General features: G+C 48.6%; 27 protein-coding genes and 1 pseudogene. 20 read left to right on the forward strand and 8 right to left on the reverse strand.

Going from position 1 to position 23,784, the window contains the following annotated elements; translation table 11 throughout:
• The first annotated feature begins 9 nt into the window (after positions 1-9).
• The 5 genes and pseudogenes from murQ to AN963_RS01445 all read left to right on the forward strand — a co-directional run bounded on the left by murQ (position 10) and on the right by AN963_RS01445 (position 4,562).
• The gene (murQ, locus tag AN963_RS01430) at positions 10-918 is read left to right on the forward strand and encodes an N-acetylmuramic acid 6-phosphate etherase (protein ID WP_055742786.1); all 909 of its coding nucleotides are present in this window, start codon (positions 10-12) and stop codon (positions 916-918) included.
• Positions 919-936: 18 nt separating this feature from the next.
• Complete coding sequence (locus AN963_RS01435; RefSeq protein ID WP_055742787.1) at positions 937-2,352, forward strand: FAD-binding oxidoreductase; 1,416 nt, start codon at positions 937-939, stop codon at positions 2,350-2,352.
• Entirely contained in the window at positions 2,345-3,673 is a 1,329-nt protein-coding gene (locus AN963_RS01440; protein ID WP_083496749.1) for a (Fe-S)-binding protein, read from the forward strand. Before AN963_RS01435 ends, AN963_RS01440 begins: the two co-directional genes overlap by 8 nt.
• 190 nt (positions 3,674-3,863) lie before the next feature.
• Positions 3,864-4,073: pseudogene (locus tag AN963_RS31315) on the forward strand (hypothetical protein); the annotation flags it as partial.
• Positions 4,074-4,127: 54 nt separating this feature from the next.
• Positions 4,128-4,562 carry an NUDIX hydrolase gene (locus AN963_RS01445; protein ID WP_055742788.1) on the forward strand — a complete coding sequence of 145 codons (435 nt, stop codon included), beginning with the start codon at positions 4,128-4,130 and terminating at the stop codon, positions 4,560-4,562.
• A 95-nt stretch (positions 4,563-4,657) separates the two neighbouring features.
• Here AN963_RS01445 and AN963_RS01450 read toward each other — a convergent pair whose 3' ends face one another.
• The gene (locus tag AN963_RS01450; protein WP_330218809.1) at positions 4,658-5,542 is read right to left on the reverse strand and encodes an IS3 family transposase; all 885 of its coding nucleotides are present in this window, start codon (positions 5,540-5,542) and stop codon (positions 4,658-4,660) included.
• Positions 5,488-5,808 carry a helix-turn-helix domain-containing protein gene (locus AN963_RS01455; RefSeq protein WP_055742789.1) on the reverse strand — a complete coding sequence of 107 codons (321 nt, stop codon included), beginning with the start codon at positions 5,806-5,808 and terminating at the stop codon, positions 5,488-5,490. Before AN963_RS01455 ends, AN963_RS01450 begins: the two co-directional genes overlap by 55 nt.
• 174 nt (positions 5,809-5,982) lie before the next feature.
• Between AN963_RS01455 and AN963_RS01460 the strand changes: the two genes are divergently transcribed.
• A complete protein-coding gene (locus AN963_RS01460; RefSeq protein WP_055742790.1) occupies positions 5,983-6,291 on the forward strand; it encodes an HD domain-containing protein in 309 nt (102 codons plus the stop codon).
• Between the two features lie 143 nt (positions 6,292-6,434).
• Here the strand turns inward: AN963_RS01460 and AN963_RS01465 are convergent, their stop codons facing one another.
• The 3 genes from AN963_RS01465 to ytvI all read right to left on the reverse strand — a co-directional run bounded on the left by AN963_RS01465 (position 6,435) and on the right by ytvI (position 9,305).
• Positions 6,435-6,908, reverse strand: coding sequence for a GNAT family N-acetyltransferase (locus AN963_RS01465; RefSeq protein ID WP_055742791.1), 474 nt, complete (start codon positions 6,906-6,908; stop codon positions 6,435-6,437).
• A 32-nt stretch (positions 6,909-6,940) separates the two neighbouring features.
• Positions 6,941-8,176, reverse strand: coding sequence for a pyridoxal-phosphate-dependent aminotransferase family protein (locus tag AN963_RS01470; RefSeq protein ID WP_055742792.1), 1,236 nt, complete (start codon positions 8,174-8,176; stop codon positions 6,941-6,943).
• 97 nt (positions 8,177-8,273) lie between these two features.
• A complete protein-coding gene (gene ytvI, locus AN963_RS01475) occupies positions 8,274-9,305 on the reverse strand; it encodes a sporulation integral membrane protein YtvI (protein WP_055742793.1) in 1,032 nt (343 codons plus the stop codon).
• Between the two features lie 638 nt (positions 9,306-9,943).
• On the opposite strand from ytvI, the gene AN963_RS01480 reads away from it, so the two are divergent.
• From AN963_RS01480 to AN963_RS01530, 10 genes are all read left to right on the forward strand, one after another.
• Positions 9,944-11,212, forward strand: coding sequence for a cation:dicarboxylate symporter family transporter (locus AN963_RS01480; protein WP_055742794.1), 1,269 nt, complete (start codon positions 9,944-9,946; stop codon positions 11,210-11,212).
• A 239-nt stretch (positions 11,213-11,451) separates the two neighbouring features.
• A complete protein-coding gene (locus AN963_RS01485; RefSeq protein WP_201783730.1) occupies positions 11,452-12,327 on the forward strand; it encodes an NUDIX hydrolase in 876 nt (291 codons plus the stop codon).
• Between the two features lie 43 nt (positions 12,328-12,370).
• Positions 12,371-13,084, forward strand: coding sequence for a nicotinamide riboside transporter PnuC (gene pnuC, locus AN963_RS01490; protein WP_055742796.1), 714 nt, complete (start codon positions 12,371-12,373; stop codon positions 13,082-13,084).
• Positions 13,072-14,112, forward strand: coding sequence for a multifunctional transcriptional regulator/nicotinamide-nucleotide adenylyltransferase/ribosylnicotinamide kinase NadR (nadR, locus tag AN963_RS01495; protein WP_055742797.1), 1,041 nt, complete (start codon positions 13,072-13,074; stop codon positions 14,110-14,112). The genes pnuC and nadR overlap by 13 nt, the downstream gene beginning before the upstream one ends.
• 63 nt (positions 14,113-14,175) lie before the next feature.
• Positions 14,176-14,763 (forward strand): DUF1802 family protein, encoded by a 588-nt coding sequence (locus tag AN963_RS01500; RefSeq protein WP_055742798.1) that lies wholly within the window; start codon positions 14,176-14,178, stop codon positions 14,761-14,763.
• 37 nt (positions 14,764-14,800) lie between these two features.
• Entirely contained in the window at positions 14,801-15,781 is a 981-nt protein-coding gene (locus tag AN963_RS01505; protein ID WP_055744407.1) for a quinone oxidoreductase family protein, read from the forward strand.
• A gap of 414 nt (positions 15,782-16,195) precedes the next feature.
• Complete coding sequence (locus AN963_RS01515) at positions 16,196-16,612, forward strand: RrF2 family transcriptional regulator (protein WP_055742800.1); 417 nt, start codon at positions 16,196-16,198, stop codon at positions 16,610-16,612.
• A 65-nt stretch (positions 16,613-16,677) separates the two neighbouring features.
• Complete coding sequence (locus tag AN963_RS01520) at positions 16,678-17,070, forward strand: IDEAL domain-containing protein (protein WP_236707853.1); 393 nt, start codon at positions 16,678-16,680, stop codon at positions 17,068-17,070.
• A gap of 35 nt (positions 17,071-17,105) precedes the next feature.
• Positions 17,106-17,669: a thioredoxin family protein gene (locus AN963_RS01525; protein WP_055742801.1), complete on the forward strand. Its 564-nt coding sequence runs from the start codon at positions 17,106-17,108 to the stop codon at positions 17,667-17,669.
• Positions 17,670-17,722: 53 nt separating this feature from the next.
• Positions 17,723-18,928, forward strand: coding sequence for an MFS transporter (locus AN963_RS01530; RefSeq protein ID WP_055742802.1), 1,206 nt, complete (start codon positions 17,723-17,725; stop codon positions 18,926-18,928).
• Between the two features lie 73 nt (positions 18,929-19,001).
• Here AN963_RS01530 and AN963_RS01535 read toward each other — a convergent pair whose 3' ends face one another.
• The 3 genes from AN963_RS01535 to AN963_RS01545 all read right to left on the reverse strand — a co-directional run bounded on the left by AN963_RS01535 (position 19,002) and on the right by AN963_RS01545 (position 20,558).
• A complete protein-coding gene (locus AN963_RS01535; RefSeq protein WP_055742803.1) occupies positions 19,002-19,661 on the reverse strand; it encodes an S-layer homology domain-containing protein in 660 nt (219 codons plus the stop codon).
• Between the two features lie 85 nt (positions 19,662-19,746).
• Positions 19,747-20,133 (reverse strand): ArsR/SmtB family transcription factor, encoded by a 387-nt coding sequence (locus AN963_RS01540; RefSeq protein ID WP_055742804.1) that lies wholly within the window; start codon positions 20,131-20,133, stop codon positions 19,747-19,749.
• On the reverse strand, positions 20,133-20,558 hold the full coding sequence (locus AN963_RS01545) for an SRPBCC family protein (protein WP_055742805.1): 426 nt from the start codon (positions 20,556-20,558) through the stop codon (positions 20,133-20,135). The genes AN963_RS01540 and AN963_RS01545 overlap by 1 nt, the downstream gene beginning before the upstream one ends.
• A gap of 176 nt (positions 20,559-20,734) precedes the next feature.
• Between AN963_RS01545 and AN963_RS01550 the strand changes: the two genes are divergently transcribed.
• The 4 genes from AN963_RS01550 to AN963_RS01565 all read left to right on the forward strand — a co-directional run bounded on the left by AN963_RS01550 (position 20,735) and on the right by AN963_RS01565 (position 23,702).
• Entirely contained in the window at positions 20,735-21,361 is a 627-nt protein-coding gene (locus AN963_RS01550) for a LysE family translocator (protein ID WP_055742806.1), read from the forward strand.
• A 41-nt stretch (positions 21,362-21,402) separates the two neighbouring features.
• Complete coding sequence (locus tag AN963_RS01555; RefSeq protein ID WP_055742807.1) at positions 21,403-22,044, forward strand: pyridoxamine 5'-phosphate oxidase family protein; 642 nt, start codon at positions 21,403-21,405, stop codon at positions 22,042-22,044.
• 274 nt (positions 22,045-22,318) lie between these two features.
• Positions 22,319-22,903 carry a sigma-70 family RNA polymerase sigma factor gene (locus AN963_RS01560; RefSeq protein WP_055742808.1) on the forward strand — a complete coding sequence of 195 codons (585 nt, stop codon included), beginning with the start codon at positions 22,319-22,321 and terminating at the stop codon, positions 22,901-22,903.
• Positions 22,896-23,702: a hypothetical protein gene (locus AN963_RS01565; RefSeq protein WP_055742809.1), complete on the forward strand. Its 807-nt coding sequence runs from the start codon at positions 22,896-22,898 to the stop codon at positions 23,700-23,702. The genes AN963_RS01560 and AN963_RS01565 overlap by 8 nt, the downstream gene beginning before the upstream one ends.
• Positions 23,703-23,784: the final 82 nt, after the last annotated feature.

Here is a 23,784-nt window from a genome sequence, read left to right on the forward strand (position 1 = left end):
TCGGAGAGAGTGAAGCTGGAGAACTTGCAAGCATTAACTACAGAGGGAAAAAACGAAAGCACTCAGGACCTTGATCGGTTGAGTACCCGGGGAATCGTTCAGTTGATGAACGATGAAGATAAAAAAGTACCTTACGCAGTAGAGCGCGTCTTGGATCAAGTGTCTGAAGCGGTCGAGCTGATCGTGGCGGCATTGGAAAAGGATGGCAGACTCTTTTACTTTGGAGCAGGAACTAGCGGGCGATTGGGAATTCTCGATGCGTCTGAATGCCCACCGACATTTGGGACGAATCCTGAATTGGTTCAGGGAGTCATCGCTGGCGGACCATCTGCCATGATCCGTGCAGTAGAAGGCGCGGAAGACTCCGTGGAGCTGGGGATTGAGGATGTACACAAATACGGTGTGACGGATCGCGATGTGGTCGTTGGTATCGCGGCGAGCGGTCGGACTCCTTATGTGCTCGGAGTTCTGCAAGAAGCGCAGGCGATCGGAGCGCGTACCATTTCCGTATCATGCAACCAGCCTTCCTTTATTAACAAAGGGGTAGATGTTGCGATCAATGTCGTCGTTGGACCAGAGGTATTGACTGGCTCGACACGTCTCAAGGCAGGCTCGGCACAAAAGCTCGTTCTCAATATGCTGACGACAGCTACCATGATCAAGCTCGGCAAGGTGTACGGCAACCTGATGGTGAATGTTCAGGCGACAAACCTCAAGCTCAAGGAACGTGTCAAACGCATCGTCATGGAAGTGACTGGCGTCAGCTATGCGGAAGCGGAGCGACTGGCAGATCAGGCAAAAGGGGATGCCAAGACGGCGATTTTGATGAAATTGACGAATACCAGCAGGGAAGAAGCCGCACAATTGTTGAATCTTACCAATGGAAGAATTCGGGAAGCAATTCAGAAGTACAGTTAATTCTTGAGGAGGGTTTCCATGTTGCCAGAACACATTCGCTCCGAGCTGCGCGCGATCGTGGGAGAGAAGCATTGTCTGGATCGGCAGGAAGCGTTGGTCGCCTACTCGTATGATGCGACACCTATGCAACAGTCATTGCCGGACGTCGTGGTAATGCCGCAAAGCACGGAAGAAGTCCAACAAATCATGCGGGTCGCGGCAAAGCATCAAATCCCGATCGTGACGCGTGGAGCAGGATCGAATCTTTGCGCAGGAACAATTCCGGTTGGGGGAGGCATCGTCCTCGTGTTGAACCGGATGAATCAGATCGTGGAAATCGACGAGCAAAATCTGACGATCACCGTACAGCCAGGTGTGCGCACTGCAGACATTCATCAGGCGGTCGAAGCACATGGTCTGTTTTATCCCCCAGACCCAGGCAGTATGGTCATCTCGACGATTGGTGGGAATATCGCTCTCAATTCGGGAGGACTCCGTGGGCTGAAATACGGAACGACAAAGGATTACGTACTCGGACTGGAAGCTGTTCTGCCGAATGGGGAGATCATTCGTACCGGCGGCAAGCTGATGAAAGATGTGGCGGGCTATGACTTGACCAAGCTGCTGGTAGGCAGTGAGGGAACGCTGGCCATCATTACGCAGGCGATCCTCAAGCTGATTCCAAAACCACAGACCCAGCGCGTCATGCTGGCGATGTATGCAGATATGTCCCAAGCAGCACGCTCTGTCTCTGACATTATCGCAAACCGGATCATCCCGGGAACGCTGGAGTTTTTGGATCAGGGGACGATTCGCGTCGTGGAAGATTTCAAGCAGATTGGTCTGCCTACTGATGTGGCTGCCATTTTACTGATCGGTCAGGATGGAGAAGCGGAAACGGTAGATCGCGATATTGATAAGATTTCCGCGATTTGCAAGAAAAACGACGCGGTTCAGATCAAAGTCGCCACGACACCGGAAGAAGCGGACGAAGTGATGACGGCGAGACGCAGTGCGCTGGCTGCTCTGTCCCGGATGCGCCCGACCACGATTCTTGAGGATGCGACTGTTCCTCGGGCACAGATTGCCCCGATGGTTGCGGCTATTCAGGAAATCACAGAGCGGTATGGGCTGCACATTTGTACCTTTGGTCATGCAGGTGACGGCAATCTGCATCCCACCTGTATGACCGATGCGCGCAATCACGAAGAAATCGAACGGGTCGAGGACGCGTTTGCGGAAATATTCCAGGCCGCCATCGATTTGGGCGGAACCATTACAGGTGAGCATGGCGTAGGGATCGTCAAGGCACCGTATCTCGAGTGGAAAGTGGGCGCTGCGGGGATCGAAGTCATGAAAGGGATCAAACAGGCTTTTGACCCGCACAACCTGCTCAATCCAGGCAAGATGTTCGCCAAAGAAACCCGGAACAGAGTGGTGGTCAACCGTGCTTAAAGAAGCCTTGATAGATAAACTGGATTATGAAGAGCTGTCCAACTGCATGCGCTGCGGTTTTTGTCAGCCTGCTTGTCCGACCTTTCGCGAGACGGGATATGAGGCTGCATCTCCACGGGGCAGGATCGCCTTGATGAAAGCGGTGGCAGACGGCGTCATGCAACCGGACCAGGATTTTGTGGATCAAATGAATCTGTGTCTCGGCTGTCGTGCCTGCGAACCAGTTTGTCCGGCAGGTGTTCCCTATGGCCAACTGATTGAACAGACGAGAGAGGCAATCGAGGAAGTGCAAGAGCATCCGACATGGGTCAAAGCCGTCCGCAAATTGGCCTTCACTCATCTGTTCCCACGCCAGGACAGACTCTATCGATTAGGCAGCATGTTGCGATTCTACCAGCGATCCGGAATGCAAAAAGCGGTACGCAAGCTCGGTGTGCTCCGCATCCTGCCGAAACAGCTGGGCGAGATGGAAGCGATCATGCCAGATGCGTCCGGAAAAGGAATCACCCAATACCTAGGCGCTACGGTCATTCCCGCTGTGGGAGAACGGAAGCTTCGCGTCGGCATGTTTCACGGCTGCATCATGGATGTGCTGTTTAATGAGACCAATCTCAACACCGTGCGGCTATTGACTGAAGCCGGCTGCGAAGTCGTCATCGCGCAGGGGCAGGTATGCTGCGGCGCATTACACGCCCATAGCGGTGAGCGGGAAGAAGCGAGAAATCTGGCGAGGAAAAACGTCGAAGCATTTAGCAAGGCGGAGGTAGAGGTGATCGTCTCCAACGCGGGGGGATGCGGCGCGTTGCTTAAGGAATACGATCATCTGCTGGAGAATGATCCCCAGTGGCATGAAAAGGCCAAGTGGTTTTCCTCCCGGGTAAAAGATATCAGCGAGCTATTGGTGGAGATGGTTGAGCCAGATACATGGGCGGCTCTGCCCGAGTCCAAGCGGATCACTTATCAATCATCCTGCCACCTGCGCAATGGCATGAAGGTCACAAAAGAGCCAGTAAATTTGCTCCAATCCATCCCGAACGCCACCTATGTGCCGCTGCGGGAAGGCGACCGCTGCTGTGGCTCGGCAGGCATCTACAACCTCGTGCAGCCCGAGATGGCAGGCAATCTGCTGGATGAGAAAATGGGCCATGTCGCCGCTACACAAGCGGATATTTTGGTCACCTCGAATCCAGGGTGCCTCCTGCAGATGAAAGCGGGAATCAAGCGTGCGGGACTGGAAGGTCAGATGGAAGCTGTGCACATCGTAGATTTATTGGCTGGTGTCCGAAGAAAAAATGGAACCTCCTCGGACCTGCGAGCATAAGTTAAAGTAAGTTCTTGCATCGCTCGATCACTCGGGTATGCAAGGGCTTTTTTCATGTTTTTGGCTTCATTTATATCCCAAGACTTTACCTATGATCCTTTCTTTTGCTATTGGTCCGATGTAATTGGTTCTAAACCAATCATCACCGATAACATAAACATGATTTTCGGGAATCGTAGTTTCCTCTGAGTTGGTGTTTTCAAAACCATTCGCGTATAAAGTGATCAAATGGGCAGGTGCGGCGTATTTGCTGTTGCTCGCATGGAAATCCATAAGGCCGACGGCGAATAAGGTAGCAAGGCTGCTAGGGCAGCGTCCAACATGGGTACGTGTCCAGAAATGGCTCATGGCAAGTGTTTTGACGGCGCTGGCCGCACGGATGGCGTTGGATCGTCGCTAATACGAAGTGGAAAAAAACGCAGTGGAGACACGTGTGGAAAGAGGAGAAACTATTTTGAAAAGAGTCGATGTCGTATCCGCAATCCTTACAAACGAAAGCGGACAAATCTTGATCGTCAAAAATCGAAAGGGCGATTCTTTTTATTGGGGTCCTCCAGGAGGGGCCGTCGAAGTAGGGGAAACGCTAGAGCAAGCGGTCGTGCGCGAGGTAAAAGAAGAAACGGGATACGACATTCGCGTTGGCGGCTTGAGCTCTGTTCGAGAGGTGCTTTTTGAAGAAAGAGGACATCATGTGTTATTTTTTACCTTTTTTGCACAAATCATCGATGACGAGATCCAGATCAATGACCCCGATGATGATATCGCAGAGGTAATGTGGGCGGATTTTCCAAAGGCAAAGGAACTTATGCCGTTTCTGGTGGAAGCGTTGAAGCTAGAAACGGAGTCGGAGAAAGCTCTGCCTTTTTATGCTTTTGAAGGTACGAGATAAACGTATGCGTATTAACAGTTGAGTAAGTCCAAGGTTTAGAAAAAAGCTGTTGCCATGGTGGTCAAGACCCCATTTAGTGGACACTAAAAAAAGAGCTAAGCAGCAAGCTGGCGCCGGTACTCAATCGGCGTCAGCTTGTTTAATTTTCTTTGTGGCCTCGTAGAGTTGTAAAAATGGATATATTCCTCAATTCTCCTTTGTGCCTCGTCTACTGTTCGGATATCATAAGGGTAGAGCGCTTCCGTTTTGAGATGCGAGAAGAAGCTCTCCATAGAGGCATTGTCGTAACAATTGCCTCGGCGTGACATGCTGATTTGGGCTCCAACCTTTGGCAGCATGTCGTGATACGCATAGGACGTGTACTGGAATCCCTGATCGCTGTGAACGATCAGTCCAGACATGTCCTCTTTATTTTGAAAGGCTTTCTTGAAAGTCTGCAAAACAAGATCATTGTCATTGCGCTGCGCTAGATGGTAGGCCACGATTTCGTTATTAAACAAATCCTTGACGGCAGACAGGTACAACCATGTATCTCCGATACGATATTGGGTTACGTCAGTAACCCACTTTTGATTCGGTAAGTTGGCATGAAATTTCCGTTGCAATAAGTTTTCAACTACACGTGTCCCTATAGAAGAAGCATAGTTGCATCGATGTTTACGGCGTACTCGGGAGCGTAGTCCCATCTCTTGCATGAGGCGTAGGACCTTTTTGTGGTTAACCCATATCTTGTAGTCTTGAAGTAGAAAGAGCTGCGTTTGACGATATCCGTATTTCCCATCATATTTGCTATAGATCTTTTGAATGAACTCCTTAATTACAAGGTCTTTGTCTTGTGAACTCCGCTTTCTGTAAGCATAGAATCCACTTCTAGAGACCCCGAATAGCTTACATAACTCTGTTACATGGTACCACTCAGTCAATTTCACGATGGCATTGTACTTCTCTTGGACACCTCCCGCATCCAAATTTGTAAACACTTTTTTAGCATCGAATTCTCCCTCTCTAATTTTTGGACATATCGATTTTGATCCATGTATTCGTCACGTCGACCTCTCTGATCCAATAAGCCGAATTCACCCAACTGCTTGAACTTCTTTGTCCATGTAGTGACTCGGCCTCTGTCTGGGATCCCTAGATGTTCCATTATCTTTCGATTAGACCATCCTTCCTCCATGTACAAGCGAATTGCTTCCATCTTGATTTCATGACTATAATTCGTAAACTTTTGCCCCATTTTTGCCATAACGAAAAACACCCCCTATAGGAATCATCGGTTTAAAACACTCGTGTTTTTTCCAATGTCCACTATAAGGGGTGCACTTCAATGGGTAATAGCTTTTTTTGTTTGAGAAAATCGTTATAATTAGTTATAACTAGTTATAACTAGATATAATTAATGGGAGGTGGACGGTTGTAAATGGTGGCGACACAAGATCAATCGCAAAAGTTATGGATGCTGGCCAAACGGATGGAACCGCATCTGATCCGTAATCATGCCAACATGGAAAAGCTCTTGAAAATGCTCATTCTCCACGATGTCGCGTGCACGTCCGCTGAGCAAGGAACGAGCATGGGACAGAAATGGGCCACAAAGCCAGGATTACGGATCGAGACGATATCCAATCACGATGTTCAAGCGATATGGAACGAGTTTGAGAGAAACGAGAGCTACGAAGCAAAAATCGCGCATGCCATTATCCATTTGATCAACCAAGTGGAATTTTAGGCAAATGGCATGTGCTGGCCCTGTAATCCAAAAGGGGGCTAGAAGCTAGCTGTGAAGAAACGACGAAACTCTTCAAGCCAGTACTGCCACGAAAATGAAGAGGCAGTGCTGGCTTCCTTTTTTGAGTCTGTCAGAAGGAAGAGCTATGCTTTTAGGGAAATCGAAAATGTCGGTTCACCATGTGTAAGAATATGATCATCAGTAAATCCAAGCTTCTTGTAGAATTTTTTGCCTGCATCGTTTTCAGGGTGTACAGTCAATCTTAAGCGATGACAAGCAGGATGGAATTCTCTCATATGTTTGATCAACTCTTGTATTGCAGTAGACCCTAATCCCATTCTTTGAAACCGTTTATCAATAAATAAATGAAAAAGCCAATAGTCTTCATGGCTATCCGGTGTATAGTGAAGATTGAAAAAACCCACCATTTCCTGCAGATGATAGACGCCATAAGGTTCAACCATCTTACCGTCTGGCCTAATGTATGCCTTGGCAAGAGCAATGGCAGCAGGAGGTGTGACAGCTGCTACAAACTCTTGCTGCTCAACAGTTACAGAGAGTCCTATTGCTTCTCGCCAGTTTTCAGAGGTGATTCGTTTCAAAGTGATTTGAGACATGAGCGTTAACCCCCAAGCTCGCCTGCGTTTTTTTATTGAGGCTTCTCCCCATGATAAACATCCAAAGCAGCTTGCACCGCCTGCCCCGTATGTACATCCACCCCATGCCGAATCAAAACAGCTTCCAGTGCTCCTAGCACATGCAAAATATTTTTCTTCCGGCAGCTATAGCCCATGGTCCCGATCCGCCATATTTTCCCTTTGAGTGGTCCAAACGAGCTGGCGATCTCGATGTGGAAATCTTCCAACAACATCGCACGTACGGATTCGCCGTTAACCCCATCAGGAATAGAGATGCATGTGACGACAGGTAGCTTGCAGGCAGGATCGCCATACAGCTCCAGACCCATCGCCTTGATTCCTTGTACCAGAGCGGTTTCATGCAGTCGATGCCGAGAAAAGCGCTCCTCCAGACCTTCTTCCAAAACGATGCGTACCCCTTCACGCAAAGCGTAGAGCATGCTGGTAGCTTCCGTGTGATGATTGAGTCGGGCCGGTCCCCAGTAGTCCATGAGCTGGCTGAGGTCAAAATAGTTGCTGCGAATGCTTCGCCCCAGACCTGTTGAGTACGATGCATCAGGATCTGCCAAGCCTCTTTCGATTTTCTTGCGTTCCAGGAGGAGAGCTTCAACGCGGGAATTGAACGTGATTGGAGCCATACCAGATGGAACGGATAAACATTTTTGCGTACCACCGATGCAAGCGTCTATGTACCAATCATCCACTTTTACGTCCGTGCCCCCGATAGAGGCGACGGCATCGACGACGAACAGCACATTCATCTGCCGGCAAGCCCATCCGATTTCCTGAAGAGGCTGCAAGCAACCGGTAGAGGTTTCCCCGTGGACCATCGCGACGATTTTAGGTTGGATGCGTTCGATTTCGTTAATGACGGCAGCGGGATCAAAGACTTTGCCCCAAGTTGTTTCCATCGTGACGACATCCGCACCATAGCGCTCTGAGATTTCCGTCAGCAGATGTCCAAACCGGCCGTAAATCGGGACGAGCACCCGATCCCCCGGCTCGATGAGACTGCCGAGTACGGCCTCGATGCCCGCTCGGGAAGTACCGTCGACAGGGAACGCCCAGTGATTATTTGTCTGGAATAGCTTGCGCAGCATCTCCATGGTTTCATTCATGATGGCTGTAAATTCTGGATCGAACTGCCCCAGAATCGGTGTACACATGGCACGCAGCACACGTGGCTCTGCTTCTACAGGCCCTGGGGTCAGAATGGTACGCATCGACGTATTCAGTTCTTTGTACATGTTCAGGCCACTCCTTTTTTCTCCTGTATGAAACAAATGACCGTCCTCTCAGGGTCTTCCCCAGAAAAAACGGCCGCTCGCATCGTTGCTTTCCTATTTAGAAATCAATTTTGAACTTCAGGAAACCTGCCTTGCGCAGTGCATCATAAATAATGACGAGGGCAGGACCCAGGATGAGACCGAAAAAGCCCATGACCTGAAAGCCGAGAAAGAGGCTGACCAACGCTGCCAAAGCACTGATGCCGAGGCTCGAAGCCAAAATCTTTGGCTCGATGATGCGCCGGATGACGGTGATCACCAGGAAGAGAATGACCAAACCGATGGCGAGGTGCTCCTTGTCTGTAAAGAAATTGTAGACCGCCCATGGAACGAGGAAGGATCCTGTTCCCAAGATCGGGAGGATGTCCACCAGTACGATCAGCAGAGCAATGACCGCTGAATACTTGACCTTCAAGATGATGAGACCCAGCCATGCGATCATGAACGTGACAAAGCTGAGGATGATCTGGGCGCGTAAGAAACCAATCGTGGCGCGGTTGAGCTGAGTGAGCACCACGTTTATCTTCTCTCTGGCAGAGACCGTGAACATCCGCATGAAACCAGCACGCAACCGAGGCAGATCCAGACTAATCAGGAACAGTGCTACCAGGTAGATGATCGTCGTGAGCAGGAAGCCAGGAATGGTGGCGACACCTCCGAGGATTCCTTTCGCGAGCGTAGAAGCGGTGTTTAGCGCGGACGTTTTCAAGCTGTCAAATACCTGTTGAATCTGATTGACTGTTTCAGCAGGCAAAGTGGAGTAATACAGTTCCCATTGCCCAAACGTGGACTCCAGGAACTCAAACAGATGCTGGGAATAGGTGGGTAGCCGCTGAGCGAGATCAACGCTTTGCACCACGATCTGAGTGCCTAACCAGTAGGCGATGATTGCAAATGACAAGAGAAACAAGAGAAAGGAACCGATGACGGCACTCAATCGATTGATGCGTAGACTCCGGATGAGAAACAACACCAACGGTTCCAGCAAAATCGCCGTCAATAACGAGAGGATAAAAGGAACGGAATACGGTAGCAGAAATAATGTGATCGCTAGGAGAATTCCTAACAATATAATCTTCCGAATCGTCATCGCTGGGCTCCATTCTCATTCTTATAAGTAACAGGTTATATCCAATCTTACCTATTTTATCATTTTTGTCATGGGTAAAACAATGTTATCACTTCGCCAGCTCCGGGAGAAATGCGTTGGACAATTGATCGTTGCCCCCTGTCATTTCGTAAAAGGCAGTCGTCGGGGAGATGACCGAAAGCTGACGATCGTTATCTTTTTGGGTATTCGTACTGGCGGAAAGTCATTTTGGATGATTGCCAATTTTTGCTCAAGGGAAAGGAAACGGGGAGGTGTTGTACGAGCGGTCATGAGAGATCTCCTCTTCTGGGATTTTACGTAAAACGCGATTTCTTCATCGTATTCGACCTAGGGCCTAGATGTGTTGTGACCAAACTATCGAAATAATAAGTAAAAATAAAAAAATACAAAAAATCAGGTATACGTAAATTGCGTGATATGATACTGATCTATATGATTCTCGGCCAAGAGTCACGAAAGTATATAGCAAGAAAAAGTATGTAAGGAGTAGAGGAAGCTATTTACATTGAGTATAAAAACGTTCCTCTGCTAGAATGTGAATTATGAATCGACACAATTCGACAAAACGTCGAAATTGGTGTAGACATACATTACTTTTATTGAAGTGAGGTGTCAGAATGAAGCGGTTTGGTTTAGCGATTCAGATTGTCATCGGTCTCATTCTGGGTATCCTGGTGGGCGCCATTTTCTTTGGCAATCCTGCTGTGGCGACCTATTTACAGCCGATTGGTGATGTTTTCCTTCGTTTGATTAAAATGATTGTTATCCCGATCGTAATCGCGACGTTGATCGTCGGAGTTGCGGGAGTGGGAGACGTCAAGAAGCTGGGTAAAATCGGCGGAAAAACCATTCTGTATTTTGAAATCGTTACCACGATTGCAATTGTTGTCGGTCTTCTGGCTGCAAACATCTTTCAACCAGGGGTCGGCGTGGACATGTCGCATCTGGCGAAAACCGACATTCATACTTATGTGGAGACAGCGGAAACCACGCAAAGCCACAGTATGATTGATACCTTTGTAAACATCGTTCCAAAAAACATCTTTGATGCCATTGTCCGTGGTGACATGCTGGCGATTATCTTCTTCTCCGTCTTATTTGGGTTAGGGGTAGCGGCTGCAGGTGAGCGCGGAAAACCGGTACTGAATTTCTTCCAGGGCGTTGCGGACGCTATGTTCTGGGTTGTAAATGCAATCATGCGTTTTGCTCCATTCGGGGTATTTGCCCTGATCGGGGTTACGGTATCCAAGTTTGGTCTATCATCCCTTGTACCTTTGGGGAAATTGGTGATTCTCGTACACGTCGCGATGGCGTTCTTCATTTTCGTTGTTTTGGGAACGATTGCAAGAATCAGTGGAATTAAAATTACGCAGATTCTCAGAATCTTGAAGGACGAGCTGCTCTTGGCTTACTCGACTTCCAGCTCTGAGACCGTCTTGCCGAAAATCATGGAAAAAATGGAGCGTCTCGGCTGTCCAAAAGCGATTACTTCGTTTGTAATCCCGACAGGCTATTCCTTTAACCTGGACGGTTCTACGCTGTACCAAGCATTGGCGGCATTGTTTATTGCGCAAATGTACGGCATCCACATGCCAATCAGCGCACAGATTACATTGATGCTCGTTCTGATGGTAACCTCCAAAGGGATCGCAGGTGTACCTGGTGTCTCGTTCGTTGTCCTGTTGGCGACTTTGGGTTCAGTCGGTATTCCATTGGAAGGTCTCGCTTTCATCGCGGGTGTCGACCGTCTGCTTGACATGGCGCGTACCGTTGTAAACGTAGTAGGGAACTCTCTGGCTGCCGTCGTTATTTCTCGCTGGGAAGGTCAGTTTGACAAACAAAAAGCTGAGCAGTACCTAAAAGAAGTAGCTACGAAAGCCGCTTAAATATAACAGACCCAACCAAGCCTTTTGTCTGGAGCAATCCGGGCAAAGGGCTTTTTTTAATTGTAATTGCCTGTTGACAGGGAGAAAAAGGAAAGATATTATCATGATAACAGATTGTTAATAACAAAATGATAATAACAATGAGTTTCGAACAATTAACGCGCATCTAACTTTACAAAATGCGCGACTGGAGGGCGAAGAACGAAGTGAAGCCATCACCGATTACCAACAAGGATGGAATGACCGAGCAGGAATTTCTACAAAAGTACGATGCAAGCCGATATGCACGACCGTCTGTCACCGTCGACATGCTCATTTTTACCGTTGCCGATGAACAGGAGCCGAATTATCGCAAGCTCTCCCCAAAATCGTTGCAGATTCTACTGGTCAAACGCGCGGATCATCCTTTCATGGGACAGTGGGCCTTGCCGGGAGGATTTGTCTCTCCCGATGAAAGCTTGGAGGAGGCAGCCCTTCGCGAGCTTCGAGAGGAGACGAATATCGACGACATTTATCTGGAGCAGCTGTACACGTGGGGAGAAGTAAACAGGGATCCTCGCACACGGGTTATCAGCGCTTCATACATGGCGCTGGTGGACAGCGAGAGGCTGGAAGTAAAAGCAGGAGACGATGCAGATGATGCCAGGTGGTTTCGCGTCGAGGACAAATGGCTGCGCGAGAACAAGATCGCCACAGAGACAGGAACGATTACGGAAAAATGGGTAGCGTTGCGTTTCTGGAATGAAGCCGAGGAATTATCGGCAACGGTCAAAATCACGCGCACGGTCTCGGGGCGTACCGTTCGGGAAGAAAGAGAGATCGTGGAGACAAATCAGGTGGCCTTTGACCATGCGAAGATCATTCAATACGCGCTAGAGCGTCTGCGCAACAAGATCGAGTATACGGATATCGCTTTTGCCCTCATGCCGGAGCTCTTCACGCTGACAGAGCTGCAGCAAGTGTATGAGGTGATTTTAGGCAAGGAACTGTTGGCTGCGGCATTTCGCAGAAAGGTTGCTGACAAGGTAATCGAGACGAATCACTACCGCAAGCATGCGGGCCATCGGCCATCAAAATATTACCGGTTTCATCCGGAGTGGACAGATCAAGCGTAACCCCGGCTTGGGGAGGAACGAATATGAAAAGGGAGAGATTCCTATGATTACCAAATGGACCGGTTACTTCGCTGACTGGAGCTGGTTTGAAAGACTGTGGCTGCTTGCTTTTACCGTCGTCAATGTGTATTTGTTTTTCGCCCTAGATGATACGCTCATCGGCTTGATTGCGTCGTTGACAGGAATGCTCAGCGTGGTCCTCGTCGCCAAAGGGAAGACCTGGAATTACTACCCGGGCATCATCAACGTAGTGCTCTACGCTTTTGTTGCCTATGGACAAAAATATTACGGCGAAGTCATGCTCAATCTTCTCTACTTTTTACCGATGCAGTTTATTGGGCTGTTCATGTGGAGAAAGAACGGTTTGTCCGAAGAAAAACGAAATGATGTGAGGGTGGCGGTGATGACCAACCGCGCCCGGATCTATTGGAGCGTGCTATGTCTCGCTGTGACGGTTGTGTATGCTTGGGTACTGAAGACAATGGGCGGAGCTCTCCCGTTCATTGACTCCCTGACCGCTGTGCTCTCGATTGTGGCGATGATCTTCATGGTGAAACGCTTTGTAGAACAATGGGTCGTCTGGATTCTCATCGATGTGCTGACCATCTACATGTGGCTAGTCGCCTTTATGAGGGATGGCAACGACGTTTCGATCCTCGTCATGTGGACCGCGTATCTCGTGAATGCGATCTATGGCTGGCTGAACTGGAGAACACAATATCGCATGCAAAAGGAGGAGAAGGTATGGGAACAGTAGGGTTTATTGGAGGAAAGTTCTTGCCGCTTCACCAAGGGCATGTTTACGCGATTACTCAGGCGGCGTGCTACTGCGACGAGCTGTATGTCATTCTCTCCTACAGTCAGATTCGTGACCGCAAGCTTTGTGAGGCAGCAGAAATCCAGGAGATGCCGTATGAAGTTCGACTACGCTGGTTGTCTGGTATGGCGAAAGACATGGAAAATGTGCACGTGCTGGCAGTAGAAGATGCAGCGGATAGCGACGAAAGCTACGATTGGGCTGCGGGGGCTGCTAATATACGACGTAAAATCGGAAAGCCGATTGACTACGTCTTCAGCTCAGAGACGGCTTATGAACCTATTTTCCATCAGTTGTACCCAGAAGCAAAGCACATCATCATCGACGCCGACCGCAGTCAGGTGCCCATTTCCGCCACTCGCATAAGGGAAGAGGGAGTTTTTGCCCATTGGGAGCAGATTCCTACCATCGTCCGTCCGACTTTTGTGAAAAAAGTGGTGGTGGTAGGCACAGAGAGCTGTGGCAAATCGACACTGATCCGATACTTGGCAAAGGTGTACAACACGGTGTTTGTTGAAGAGTACGGGCGGACCGTATGCGAAGAGGTCGGCGGGTGCGAGACCATCTTGACCGAGGAGTACTACCCGTACATTGCCTATGGCCACAAGATGAAAGAGTACGAAGCGATTAAGCAGGCAAACAAGCTTTTGTTTATCGATACGGAAGCAATCGTGACGCAGTTTTATTCGGAGCTGTACACGGGACGTACCTTTCCCGTGCTCGATCAGGTAGCGCGAGAGCAACAGTACGATCTCTGGCTTTTCCTCGAACCAGATGTGCCATGGGTAGATGATGGATTGCGTGTGCATGGGGAGAGCGATGTCCGCCGAGAGAACAATGAGAGACTCCAGCAGATGCTCGATGAGAGGAACATCTCGTACGTGAAGATCGGGGGAAGCTACCAAGAACGGTTGCAACAAGCGATGTATCATGTGGACGCTTTGCTGCGCCGGAAGACTTCCCAGTAGCGGTAAATTCGGCTAGACTAGAGCAACAAGTATGTGAACATATAGGAAGGGAGCTGCTTTTGGATGCACACCATCACGCAACCCGTATCACCCCTTTCTCTCAAGGAATGGGCTGTCGCCGTCAAAGCGCTGGGAGATGGACACCAGATCATTACGATCCGCAAGGGCGGATTATATGAAGAAACGCGAGAGTTCAGGCTTGAAAACAACCAGTTTTATCTGTACCCGACCTATGAGCACCAAAAGCAGGAGATGGTCAAACCGGAGTATCAGCATTTGCTGGAGGCGACACGGATCAGCTGGTCGCCGGAGAAGGAAACGGTGGAAATTGCTTATTTTGCGGAAGTAACAGATGATGTAGAGCTCATGGACGAGGAAAAGCTCCGTGCCTTATCGCCTTATCATATTTGGACGGACAACTTCGCGGATGTGCGGCTGCACTGGAAAAAGCAAAAGCCTCTCCATATCTTGTTCGCCCGTGTGTACCGTCTGCAGCAGCCAGTGGAAATCCATATCGATGAAGCGTACAAAGGCTGCAAATCGTGGCATGATCTGCTAGAAGCCATTCCGGGCCAAAGCTTTGAGCCTGTGCTGTCCGATGCAGAGTATGCTCAGAAAAAAGATGCAATCCTGAGTATTTTGAACCGTTGAAGGATGACTTAGGCTGCGAAAGAGGAGGAGTCCAATGATGAAAGCCATCGTTGTAACCGAGTTTGGCGGTCCTGAACACATGAAGTTCGTGGAGATGGAAATGCCACAGATACAACCGAAGCAGGTTCTAATCCGCGTGGAAAAGACGAGCGTGAATTTTGCAGATATCAAGTCGCGTTATGGAAAGAAAGGAGCAGGCAAACTCCCCTTTATCCCGGGACTTGATGTGGCTGGGGTTATCGCGCAAGTCGGCCCTGAGGTACAACACTTCCAGCCCGGACAGCGCGTTGTTGCATTCCCCGCCAGCGGTACGTACGCAGAGTACGTCGTTGCAAGTGAAGACCTGACATTTGCACTTCCGGACAGCATCGACTTTGATACCGCGGCGGCGAGCCCTGTCGTTTCGTTTACTTCCTATAAATTGCTGGCAGATGTGGCGAGGCTCGTCCCGGGTGAGACGGTCTTGGTTCACGCGGCTGCTGGTGGAATTGGAACGACAGCGATTCAACTCGCCAAGCTGCTGGGAGCAGGCAAAGTTATCGGCACGGTGGGCAGTGAAAGCAAAGCAGAAATTTCCCGGGAAGCAGGTGCGGATCACGTCATCTGCAATGATACAGAGGATTTCACAGCAAAAGTGAACGAACTGACGGATGGAGCTGGCGCTGATGTTATTCTGGATTCCATTTCTGGCGAGGTTTCGGAGAGAAGCATGGAGTGCCTGGCGTGGTACGGAAGACTCGTCCACTTTGGAAATGCCAGCGGAGAAGTGGGGACAATCAAAACGATTGATCTACATGCGAGCTGCCGCTCCGTGCTAGGCTTTAGCTTTGGAACCACCCGCAACAAACGTCCACAGCTATTGCAGGACACAGCAGAAAAAGTGTTCCAGTACTTAGTGGATGGAAGTCTAAATATCAAGATCGGCAGACGCTTCGCTCTAGAGGACGCAGCTAGTGCCCACGCGTGGGTGGAGAGCAGGCAGAGTACGGGGAAAGTATTGCTCGATGTGAGGAAGTAAACTTAGAAAGATTGCGGGAAAAAGTTCTTGTCCATGTGGCGAGAGCTTTTCTCGCTTTAAAAAGACGCAGTTATATCCCGACAAACAAACGAGCTGTCCAGGAAAAAGGAGAAAAAAGCGAAGGTATTAGGGGCACAGCCGAGGCAGAGTGGAAAAAGCGGAACACGCTTGAGCGTCCACTTTTGAAATATCTCCATGGAAGCAGCAACTTTGGACGCCGTTTCGCTTTTGGAATGGAGCCGTACAGGAATGACCCCAGCGCAAGTGACCCTACTAACCTGGAGCGTTTTCTCCTTTTTCCGCCCCTCCACGATAGTCCATCCACTCGCAATAGCCAAAGTTTATTGACCCGTTGACTTTATAAACTGTACGAATTAAAATTACAGTACTCTTCTGGAGGAGGAAGTCGATGAAGTGAATAGTGAATTTACGATAGCTGTCCACAGCTTAGCCTTATTGGCGAATCTTCCTGACCATATGGCGAGCAGTGAACACATTGCGAAAAATGTATGTACGAATCCGGCAAGAATCCGAAAGATCATGAGTATACTGCGAAAGCATGGCTTTGTACGGACAAAGGAGGGGATCGGGGGAGGCTACATTCTGGACTGCGATCCGCGTGAAGTGAATCTGGCCCAAATTTATCGGACGATCTCGAATGGGACTCTCAAGCCGCATTGGTGCACGGGAGATCCTCAAGACACCTGTCTCGTATCTGCTAAAATGCACTGTGTAATGGATCAAATTTTTATGGAGGCTGAGATCCACTACACCAAGTATCTGGAGCAGATTACCATCCAGTCCGTGCTAGATCGAATCAAGCAGCCATAGTCATTCCATTTCGGTTTTTTATATTCAAACTGTAACTTTTCCAAATACACGTAAGGTGGTGCAACATGATGAGTCGTGAAGAACAATCGATGGTTGGCGAATGGGTTCGAGGTAAGACCAAAAAAGGTGAGCTGATCCACGGTTTTGTGGAAAGCATCGATTCAACAGGGAGCACCGTTCATGTGTACGTGGTTAATTGTGATAACGACATGACGGTGGGAAAAGTAATCGCTATCCCTATAAGCAGGGTCGAGGTGATGAATGAATCCAGTGTAATCGATGAGGAACATCTGAGCGATCTGATTGATCTCGCTTTAGCAACGAGGGATCAGGAATGGTTTAGAGAGCTTGTTGCGACATCCAAATCATTGCAAAAGAACTTGCAAGGTAGAGAAAAAAGGACTGCAGAGCATCGATACATCCGTAATCGCTTGGGAACATCTGCTATCTGGGAATAACGGTTTATACAGTATAATGCGTAGGGGGAAAAAGGATGGCTACTGTAGCACACAATCCATGGTTCGAAAAAGGGATGACTTTTGAGCAGTACGTGGAGGCCATGAAGGTAAACCGCGAAGAACTGACGCGCGTCTATGAGCAGCTCGAGTTTTCCGCTGATGATTTGGCGGTATGGAAGGAAGTCGCTCAGCGTAACTGGAGAGGCATCGTTCTAACAGCTGATTGGTGCGGGGATGCTGCCCTGAATGTGCCGGTCGTGCAAAAAATCGCGGAACAGAGTCAGATGGAGCTGCGTTATTTGATCCGTGACGAGAATCTCGAACTGATGGATCAGTATTTGACCAATGGAACATCCCGTGCGATTCCGATCTTCATCTTCATCGACCAAGAGGGAGAAATGAAGGCGGTATGGGGACCTCGATCTCCAGAAGTACAAGATCTGATCACTAGCTTGCGCAGTCAATTGCCTGCTGCTGATGCATCAGATTTTGAAGAAAAGCAGAAAAACGTCTATCGCGACTTCAAACAACACATCACGACCGATCCTGCTATTTGGCGCACGGTGATCGACAGTGTAAAAGCCAAGCTTCAGGGATAAAGAGAGGCGCATAGAGAGAAAAATATACTTGGATAGGACTGGATAAAATAGAAATGAGAAGTACAGAGAATAATCAACGACCGATTCTTTTCCTCATGGTCAACATGTTCATTGCGATGCTGGGAATCGGCCTGATCATTCCCATTCTTCCCGAATTTTTAAAGGAATTTGACGCGGGTGGCAAGACCGCTGGATATTTGATCGCGGCTTTGGGTTTGACGCAGTTTTTATTTTCACCGATTGCAGGGGAATGGTCCGATAAATACGGTCGGAAGATCATGATCGTATCAGGACTTGCGTTGTTTACGATTTCCAATCTGCTTTTTGCAATGGCAGAACACATCTCGATGCTGTACATTTCCCGGTTGATCGGGGGAATCGGCGCTGCTGCTATGATTCCTTCGATGCTGGCATATGTAGCAGACATTACGACGGAAGAAAAACGGGGGAAAGGCTTGGGCCTCCTGGGTGCGGCCATGTCGCTTGGTTTTGTGATTGGGCCAGGGATTGGCGGTTTCCTCGCCGAGCTCGGACTGCGGACTCCGTTGTATGTATCGGCAGCGGTAGGGGCTTTGGCAACTATTGGCTCTTTGCTGTTCTTGCCTGAATCGCTCTCGAAAGAAGCACAGATGGCGTCGCGAAATGCAATAGAAAAGAAGGAAAACATCTTTGTCCAGCTGGGCAAGTCGATTAAAGCTCCTTATTTCATCATGCTGATCCTCATCTTTACGATGACCTTTGGCTTGGCGAACTTTGAAGCGATCTTTCCGTTGTTTGTGGATGCGAAATTCGCCTACACCGCGCGTGACATCTCCATTATCATCACGGTGGGGGCATTGGCAGGTACGATTGTTCAGGCAGCGTTTATCGGAAAGCTGATCACTCGCTTTGGTGAGAAAAAATTGATCAACTGGACGTTCTTCTTCTCCGCAATATCCATGGTGCTGATGCTTCTGTCCGGGAACTTCTGGTATATGCTCGTGCTGACCGTGATTTTCTTTACACTCACTTCCATCATGCGTCCAGCCATCAATACACTCATCTCCAAGAAGGCCGGTGACGAACAAGGCTTCGTGGCGGGGATGAACAATGCCTACATGAGTCTGGGTAACATCTTTGGACCAGCTGCAGCAGGCACGCTGTACGATGTACATTTGAATGCGCCTTATTTAGTCGGTGCTATTATTTTGATCGTCAGCCTGTTCCTTTCGAGAAGAGAAGGGCGAAGAAAAATCAAGCCAATTGCGGCTCAAACCTAATCAGAAAAAGGACCCGTAGAAACGGGTCCTTTTTTATTGCCGAAACGAGCCAAAAAAGCCTGGGCAAAACTACTTACGATTTTGGTGTATCAGCGGCAGGTCCAGGGTGCGCCTGCAAGTATTCAAGGGCGTGGTAGATGAGCTCGGCAGCGTCTGCACGGGTCAATTCTTCTTTTGGATGCAGCTTGCGATCGGCATCCAACTGGACGATTTTAAGAACAATCGCACGTTGAATCGCGCCTTGGTATTCTACCGTGAGCTCGTCACTGTCCGCAAATTCTACAGGAGCAATTTTAATCATAGGAAGGTGATTCTTTTTCTCCATCCCTACCATGAGCTGGTGGATAAATTCTTCACGCGTCCAAGATTTGTTTGGATCAAAATCAGCAGGTAGCTCGATCCCGTTTTGGATAGCGATCTGCAAAACATCCGCATACCACTCTCCAGGATCAACATTCAGAGTAGGCTTTCCAGTCTGTGTCGGATCCGCCTCCAGGCTCAGTGCGTTTACAATCAACTGGATCCCTTGAGCTGCTGTCATGACCGCTTCCGGCATGTAGCGATTTGCATCCACACCATGAACATAGCCTTTTTCTTGTAAAGCGATGATCTTCTCTTTTGCTGCTACGTGATTGAGATCCGTAAAAGGAGTAGTTGCAGCAAAACTTTGTTGACCAAAGGACAGTGTGAGCAGTGCTACGATCGGCAGGGCCATCAGTTTGCGCGCTTTCATTAAGAGCCACCTCGTCTCATGTTGTTGAGTTTTACGTATATGGGACGAGATGCATCGCAATCCGTTTCAATGACTTGCACATTCGTTAACGAGATTCTTTTTTAGGCGATCGATCTACGAGTCGAGGATTGGCAGGCACGTTGTTTTCGGATGGATCTTCCTCCACAAATCGCTTGAGAGCTTGCATTTTATTCTCCCAAAAACGCTCGTAGTACGACAGCCAGTCCTTCAGTTCCAGCAAAGGCTCAGGCTGCATGCGGTATCTCGTCTCGCGCCCCACCTTTTGCTCTTTGACCAGACCTGCTTCTGATAAGACTCGCAGATGCTTGGAAACGGCAGTCCGACTCATGGGAAAATGTCCGCTGATCGTGGTGACCGACATTTCCTGCTCGACTAGCAAATGTAAAAGCTGGCGTCGGGTAGGGTCGGCGATGGCTTGAAAGACATCATGCTTAGCGGCAGATGAGTTCATTATTGCTCCACGAATTGGCGCAGTTTAGGCAGTACAGAAGAATCCCAGCCTTGGTTCATGCGATCTCTGACAACCGTGTGTGTTTCGCCCACTTCAGTGACGGTGTCTTCGGACCATCCAGAATGGATCAGCGTAAATTCAGTTTTCCCATCCAGATCCTTCAACGAAAAGGTGACGACCCAGTCCTTGCCCCACGAAAAAACGAGGCGATTGGGGGGATCCAGCTCTTTTACCTCGCAGGGTGAGTCTCCATAAGGTGAAAAAATCGTGAAGGTCTGTCCTTCAATGGCTTGAAAATTGTTTGGCATAAACCAAGCGGCAATCCCTTCTGCAGTAGAAACAGCTTGCCATACTTTTTGCAAAGGAGCTTCAAATACGAGTGTCTGAACGATATCAGGAATCGTTCCGTTGGCATGGTTTGACATGAGTAACCTCCATATGAATGAAATCAGTAGCAGACAAATCAAAAAGCGAAACCAAAACGTTTCGCGTTTATTATAGGAAACCAATTGGTTTCGCGTCAAGTAGTTTCCGTTTACCAGATTGCTTGCTCACCGTTACAATAGGGGGAGATGAGAAAAGTAGCCAAGGGGAGGAGCACATGTTTACCATTTCAACATTGAGCACATTCATTATCATTGTCATCGGACTGTTTTTGATACCTGGACCAGCTGTTCTATTGACTGCTACTCGCACGGTACAGGGCGGACGCCAGGCAGGTATAATGGCTGGACTCGGCATTGCTACGGGAGATTTCATCCATACGTTATTTGCGGCAATCGGATTGTCCGCCATCTTGATGACGTCCGCGACGGCTTTTCAGGTCGTCAAATTTGCTGGAGCCGGTTACTTGCTTTACCTGGGTATACGCTCAATGCTCGAGAAGCCTACTGACCCTAGTCTGCCGCAAGTAGCGCCTATGTCCAACCTACGCATGTATAGTCAAGCCATTTTGATTGAGGTGCTAAACCCGAAAACCGCCCTATTCTTTTTAGCGTTTCTACCTCAGTTTGTTCATCCGGAGAACGGGGCATCGTTCCTACAGTTTTTGGTGCTTGGGTTGCTTTTTGTGGCGCTGAGTATCATGTACACAACGCTGATCGCAGTGAGTGTTCGTCAGCTAGGGAGGCTGGTCAAACGGGTGCCTTGGATGGGACGCTGGAGTGGGAAATTAGTCGGTGTTATTTATATCGGTCTGGGATTGAAAGTGGCATTTCAGAGTCGCTAATGAGGGTTTCTTAGTGAAAATACATAGAAGCAGGTGATCGAATGAGCAAGATGTTTCAGGATGTCATTTCGACCGAAGAGCAATTTGCTGAATTACGTTCGGTGTATGGTCAGCCGGGTGAGCGTGCTGCCAAAAAAGTCATCTCTTATCTCGACCAGCACTGCCGAGATTTCATTGCCAAGTCACCCTTTCTATCCATGGCTACCTCTCACGCAAACGGCCAATGCGATGTTTCGCCACGAGGAGATCAGCCAGGTTTTGTGCTCGTTCTCGATGATCATCACCTGTTCATTCCGGAGCGGCCAGGAAATCGGCGATTGGATTCCGTACAGAACATCATTTCAAACCCTCAGGTCGGACTGCTGTTTCTCATTCCGGGCTTAGGAGAGACGCTACGAATCAACGGGAAAGCTTTTGTCTGTCGGGATCAGGAGCTTCTCGAAAAAACCGCAGTAAACGGTCGTAGCCCTTTGTTCGGGATTGGAGTAGAGATCGAGGAGTGCTATGCGCACTGTGCCAAAGCCATCATTCGATCGGGACTATGGAAATCGGACTCTTGGTTGTCGGAGGAGCTACTGCCCTCAATGCCGCAAATGTACGTCGACCATTGCAAGATCCCGACGATGACCGCGGAGCAAGTGGAAAAGGAATTAAACGAAAGCTACACGAAACGCTTGTATTGAGGGGAATGCTTCTAGAGGCTATTCACATTACAGACAGGTAAAGAAGTCGTGATTCGACTCGGACAACGTAACCTTTGGTGCCTAAGCATGTTTATTGGGATGGATATTGATTAGAATGCTTGTAGCCATTTCATATTCGGGAGCCGACTTCCTATGAGAAGTTGGCTTTTTTTATTTGTTAATACATTCGTGAGTTTTACGTATTAGCTATTGTAAGACTCCTACAAACAAATTGCGCAATTTGTTCATGACGAGAGGAAGGGAGGAGAAACAGGTGGAGATCGTCCAAGTACCATCAGGATTTTGCCAAAGCCAGCAAAGCGATACGCATGACAGACTCATTGCCTCAGAGGAATTTACGCAAATCTATGATGCGTACTATACGCGTATCTATAAATATGTTTGCTATCGAATCAATAACCACTACGCGGCAGAAGAAATATGCAGTCATATCTTTGAAGTGGTTATTTCCAAATACAGTAGCTTCTCACCGGAAAAATCGAATTTTGAAGTGTGGCTGTTTGCGATTGCGAGAAATGCCGTGACGGATTACTTTCGCTCACTGAAGAAAAAGAGGGCTGTCTTTTCACTGGATTCCATCTTGGATATGGTCCTAGCCAAGCCATCACCCGAAGACATGGTGATCCAGGGCGACAACAACCGAGCCTTGTTTCTGGCACTCGCTAAGCTGAGTGACAAGGAGAGAAATATCATTGCCATGAAATACGCAGCGGGACTAAAAAACTCGGAAATTGCAGAACTCTTGGGTGTTAGTGGTTCAAATATTGGGGTGGTTCTCTACAGAAGTTTAAAAAAGCTGCAAAAAGAACTGGATAAAGGAGGGTTCCTGTATGAATAAGAAGCAGGATCTGAGTGAATTCCGTAAAGTGGCTGACTTGCTCAAAAGTGCTGAAGTCGATGACAGCGAGCACAAGGATCGGATTTACAAGCGCCTGAAATTCAAGCTAGAAGCAGGAACCATACAAAAATTTGATTCCAAACTAGAAGAGGATGGGATACTCATGAGAAAAAATAAATGGAAATCGATCACGGTAAGTGCTGTTGCTGTCATCATTCTTTGCGGTGCATTTTCGACTACCTCATTTGCGCAAGGGATGATTCAATCGATTTTGGCACGTTTCCAGGTTGGGAACATGGAAATCACTCAATATGATAGAGAGCTGCCTGTAGTGAAGGAAAACAGTTCTGTAGATAACAAACGAGAAGAAGCAACTGTTGGCCCTGCGCCGGTTTCTCCCGATTCCCCAGAAAAAACACAAGGAGGAGTGGCTCCGAAAAAAATGACGGTGAAAGAAGCTCGTGAGGCTTTGGGAATCAATTTCCCTGCACCAGGCTGGATGTCGGATTATCAATACGTGAACAGTGTCATTCAAGGGAAACAAATGGTCGAGGTGCAATATGCAAAGGGAGACGAGATCATTTCGTTGTTGATCTCAACTGGGTCGAAAAACGGTATCGGCACTACGGATCCAGTCAAAATCGAAACCATTAGCGGGCATAAAGTCTATTTTGCAAACGGAATTGTGATCTGGGAGCATGAAGGATTCACCTACGAGATGTATCAAATGGCCGAGAAGGATTTTGATCATGGGACAATCGGGAAAATCATTGATTCGTTGTCTGTGGAAAGCAAGTAAAAGAGTGAAATCAGCGTAAAGGAGGACAAGCCAGTCGAACACGGCGTGATTCGTGTTTTGACTGGCTATTTGTAGATTTACC

The sequence above is a fragment of the Brevibacillus choshinensis genome (assembly GCF_001420695.1).
Classification (GTDB): Bacteria; Bacillota; Bacilli; order Brevibacillales; family Brevibacillaceae; genus Brevibacillus; species Brevibacillus choshinensis.

What these genes read in the sequence shown, in the direction of transcription:
- AN963_RS01565 (WP_055742809.1), top strand. Translation starts at nt 22,896, where the DNA reads ATGAATAAGAAGCAGGATCTGAGTGAATTCCGTAAAGTGGCTGACTTG.
- AN963_RS01530 (WP_055742802.1), top strand. Translation starts at nt 17,723, where the DNA reads ATGAGAAGTACAGAGAATAATCAACGACCGATTCTTTTCCTCATGGTC.
- AN963_RS01435 (WP_055742787.1), top strand. Translation starts at nt 937, where the DNA reads ATGTTGCCAGAACACATTCGCTCCGAGCTGCGCGCGATCGTGGGAGAG.
- AN963_RS01535 (WP_055742803.1), bottom strand. Translation starts at nt 19,661, where the DNA reads ATGAAAGCGCGCAAACTGATGGCCCTGCCGATCGTAGCACTGCTCACA.
- AN963_RS01550 (WP_055742806.1), top strand. Translation starts at nt 20,735, where the DNA reads ATGTTTACCATTTCAACATTGAGCACATTCATTATCATTGTCATCGGA.
- AN963_RS01500 (WP_055742798.1), top strand. Translation starts at nt 14,176, where the DNA reads ATGCACACCATCACGCAACCCGTATCACCCCTTTCTCTCAAGGAATGG.
- AN963_RS01455 (WP_055742789.1), bottom strand. Translation starts at nt 5,808, where the DNA reads ATGGCAAAAATGGGGCAAAAGTTTACGAATTATAGTCATGAAATCAAG.
- AN963_RS01525 (WP_055742801.1), top strand. Translation starts at nt 17,106, where the DNA reads ATGGCTACTGTAGCACACAATCCATGGTTCGAAAAAGGGATGACTTTT.
- AN963_RS01545 (WP_055742805.1), bottom strand. Translation starts at nt 20,558, where the DNA reads ATGTCAAACCATGCCAACGGAACGATTCCTGATATCGTTCAGACACTC.
- AN963_RS01465 (WP_055742791.1), bottom strand. Translation starts at nt 6,908, where the DNA reads ATGTCTCAAATCACTTTGAAACGAATCACCTCTGAAAACTGGCGAGAA.
- AN963_RS01460 (WP_055742790.1), top strand. Translation starts at nt 5,983, where the DNA reads ATGGTGGCGACACAAGATCAATCGCAAAAGTTATGGATGCTGGCCAAA.
- nadR (WP_055742797.1), top strand. Translation starts at nt 13,072, where the DNA reads ATGGGAACAGTAGGGTTTATTGGAGGAAAGTTCTTGCCGCTTCACCAA.
- AN963_RS01470 (WP_055742792.1), bottom strand. Translation starts at nt 8,176, where the DNA reads ATGTACAAAGAACTGAATACGTCGATGCGTACCATTCTGACCCCAGGG.
- AN963_RS01485 (WP_201783730.1), top strand. Translation starts at nt 11,452, where the DNA reads ATGACCGAGCAGGAATTTCTACAAAAGTACGATGCAAGCCGATATGCA.
- pnuC (WP_055742796.1), top strand. Translation starts at nt 12,371, where the DNA reads ATGATTACCAAATGGACCGGTTACTTCGCTGACTGGAGCTGGTTTGAA.
- AN963_RS01540 (WP_055742804.1), bottom strand. Translation starts at nt 20,133, where the DNA reads ATGAACTCATCTGCCGCTAAGCATGATGTCTTTCAAGCCATCGCCGAC.
- AN963_RS01505 (WP_055744407.1), top strand. Translation starts at nt 14,801, where the DNA reads ATGAAAGCCATCGTTGTAACCGAGTTTGGCGGTCCTGAACACATGAAG.
- AN963_RS01520 (WP_236707853.1), top strand. Translation starts at nt 16,678, where the DNA reads ATGATGAGTCGTGAAGAACAATCGATGGTTGGCGAATGGGTTCGAGGT.
- AN963_RS01555 (WP_055742807.1), top strand. Translation starts at nt 21,403, where the DNA reads ATGAGCAAGATGTTTCAGGATGTCATTTCGACCGAAGAGCAATTTGCT.
- ytvI (WP_055742793.1), bottom strand. Translation starts at nt 9,305, where the DNA reads ATGACGATTCGGAAGATTATATTGTTAGGAATTCTCCTAGCGATCACA.
- AN963_RS01480 (WP_055742794.1), top strand. Translation starts at nt 9,944, where the DNA reads ATGAAGCGGTTTGGTTTAGCGATTCAGATTGTCATCGGTCTCATTCTG.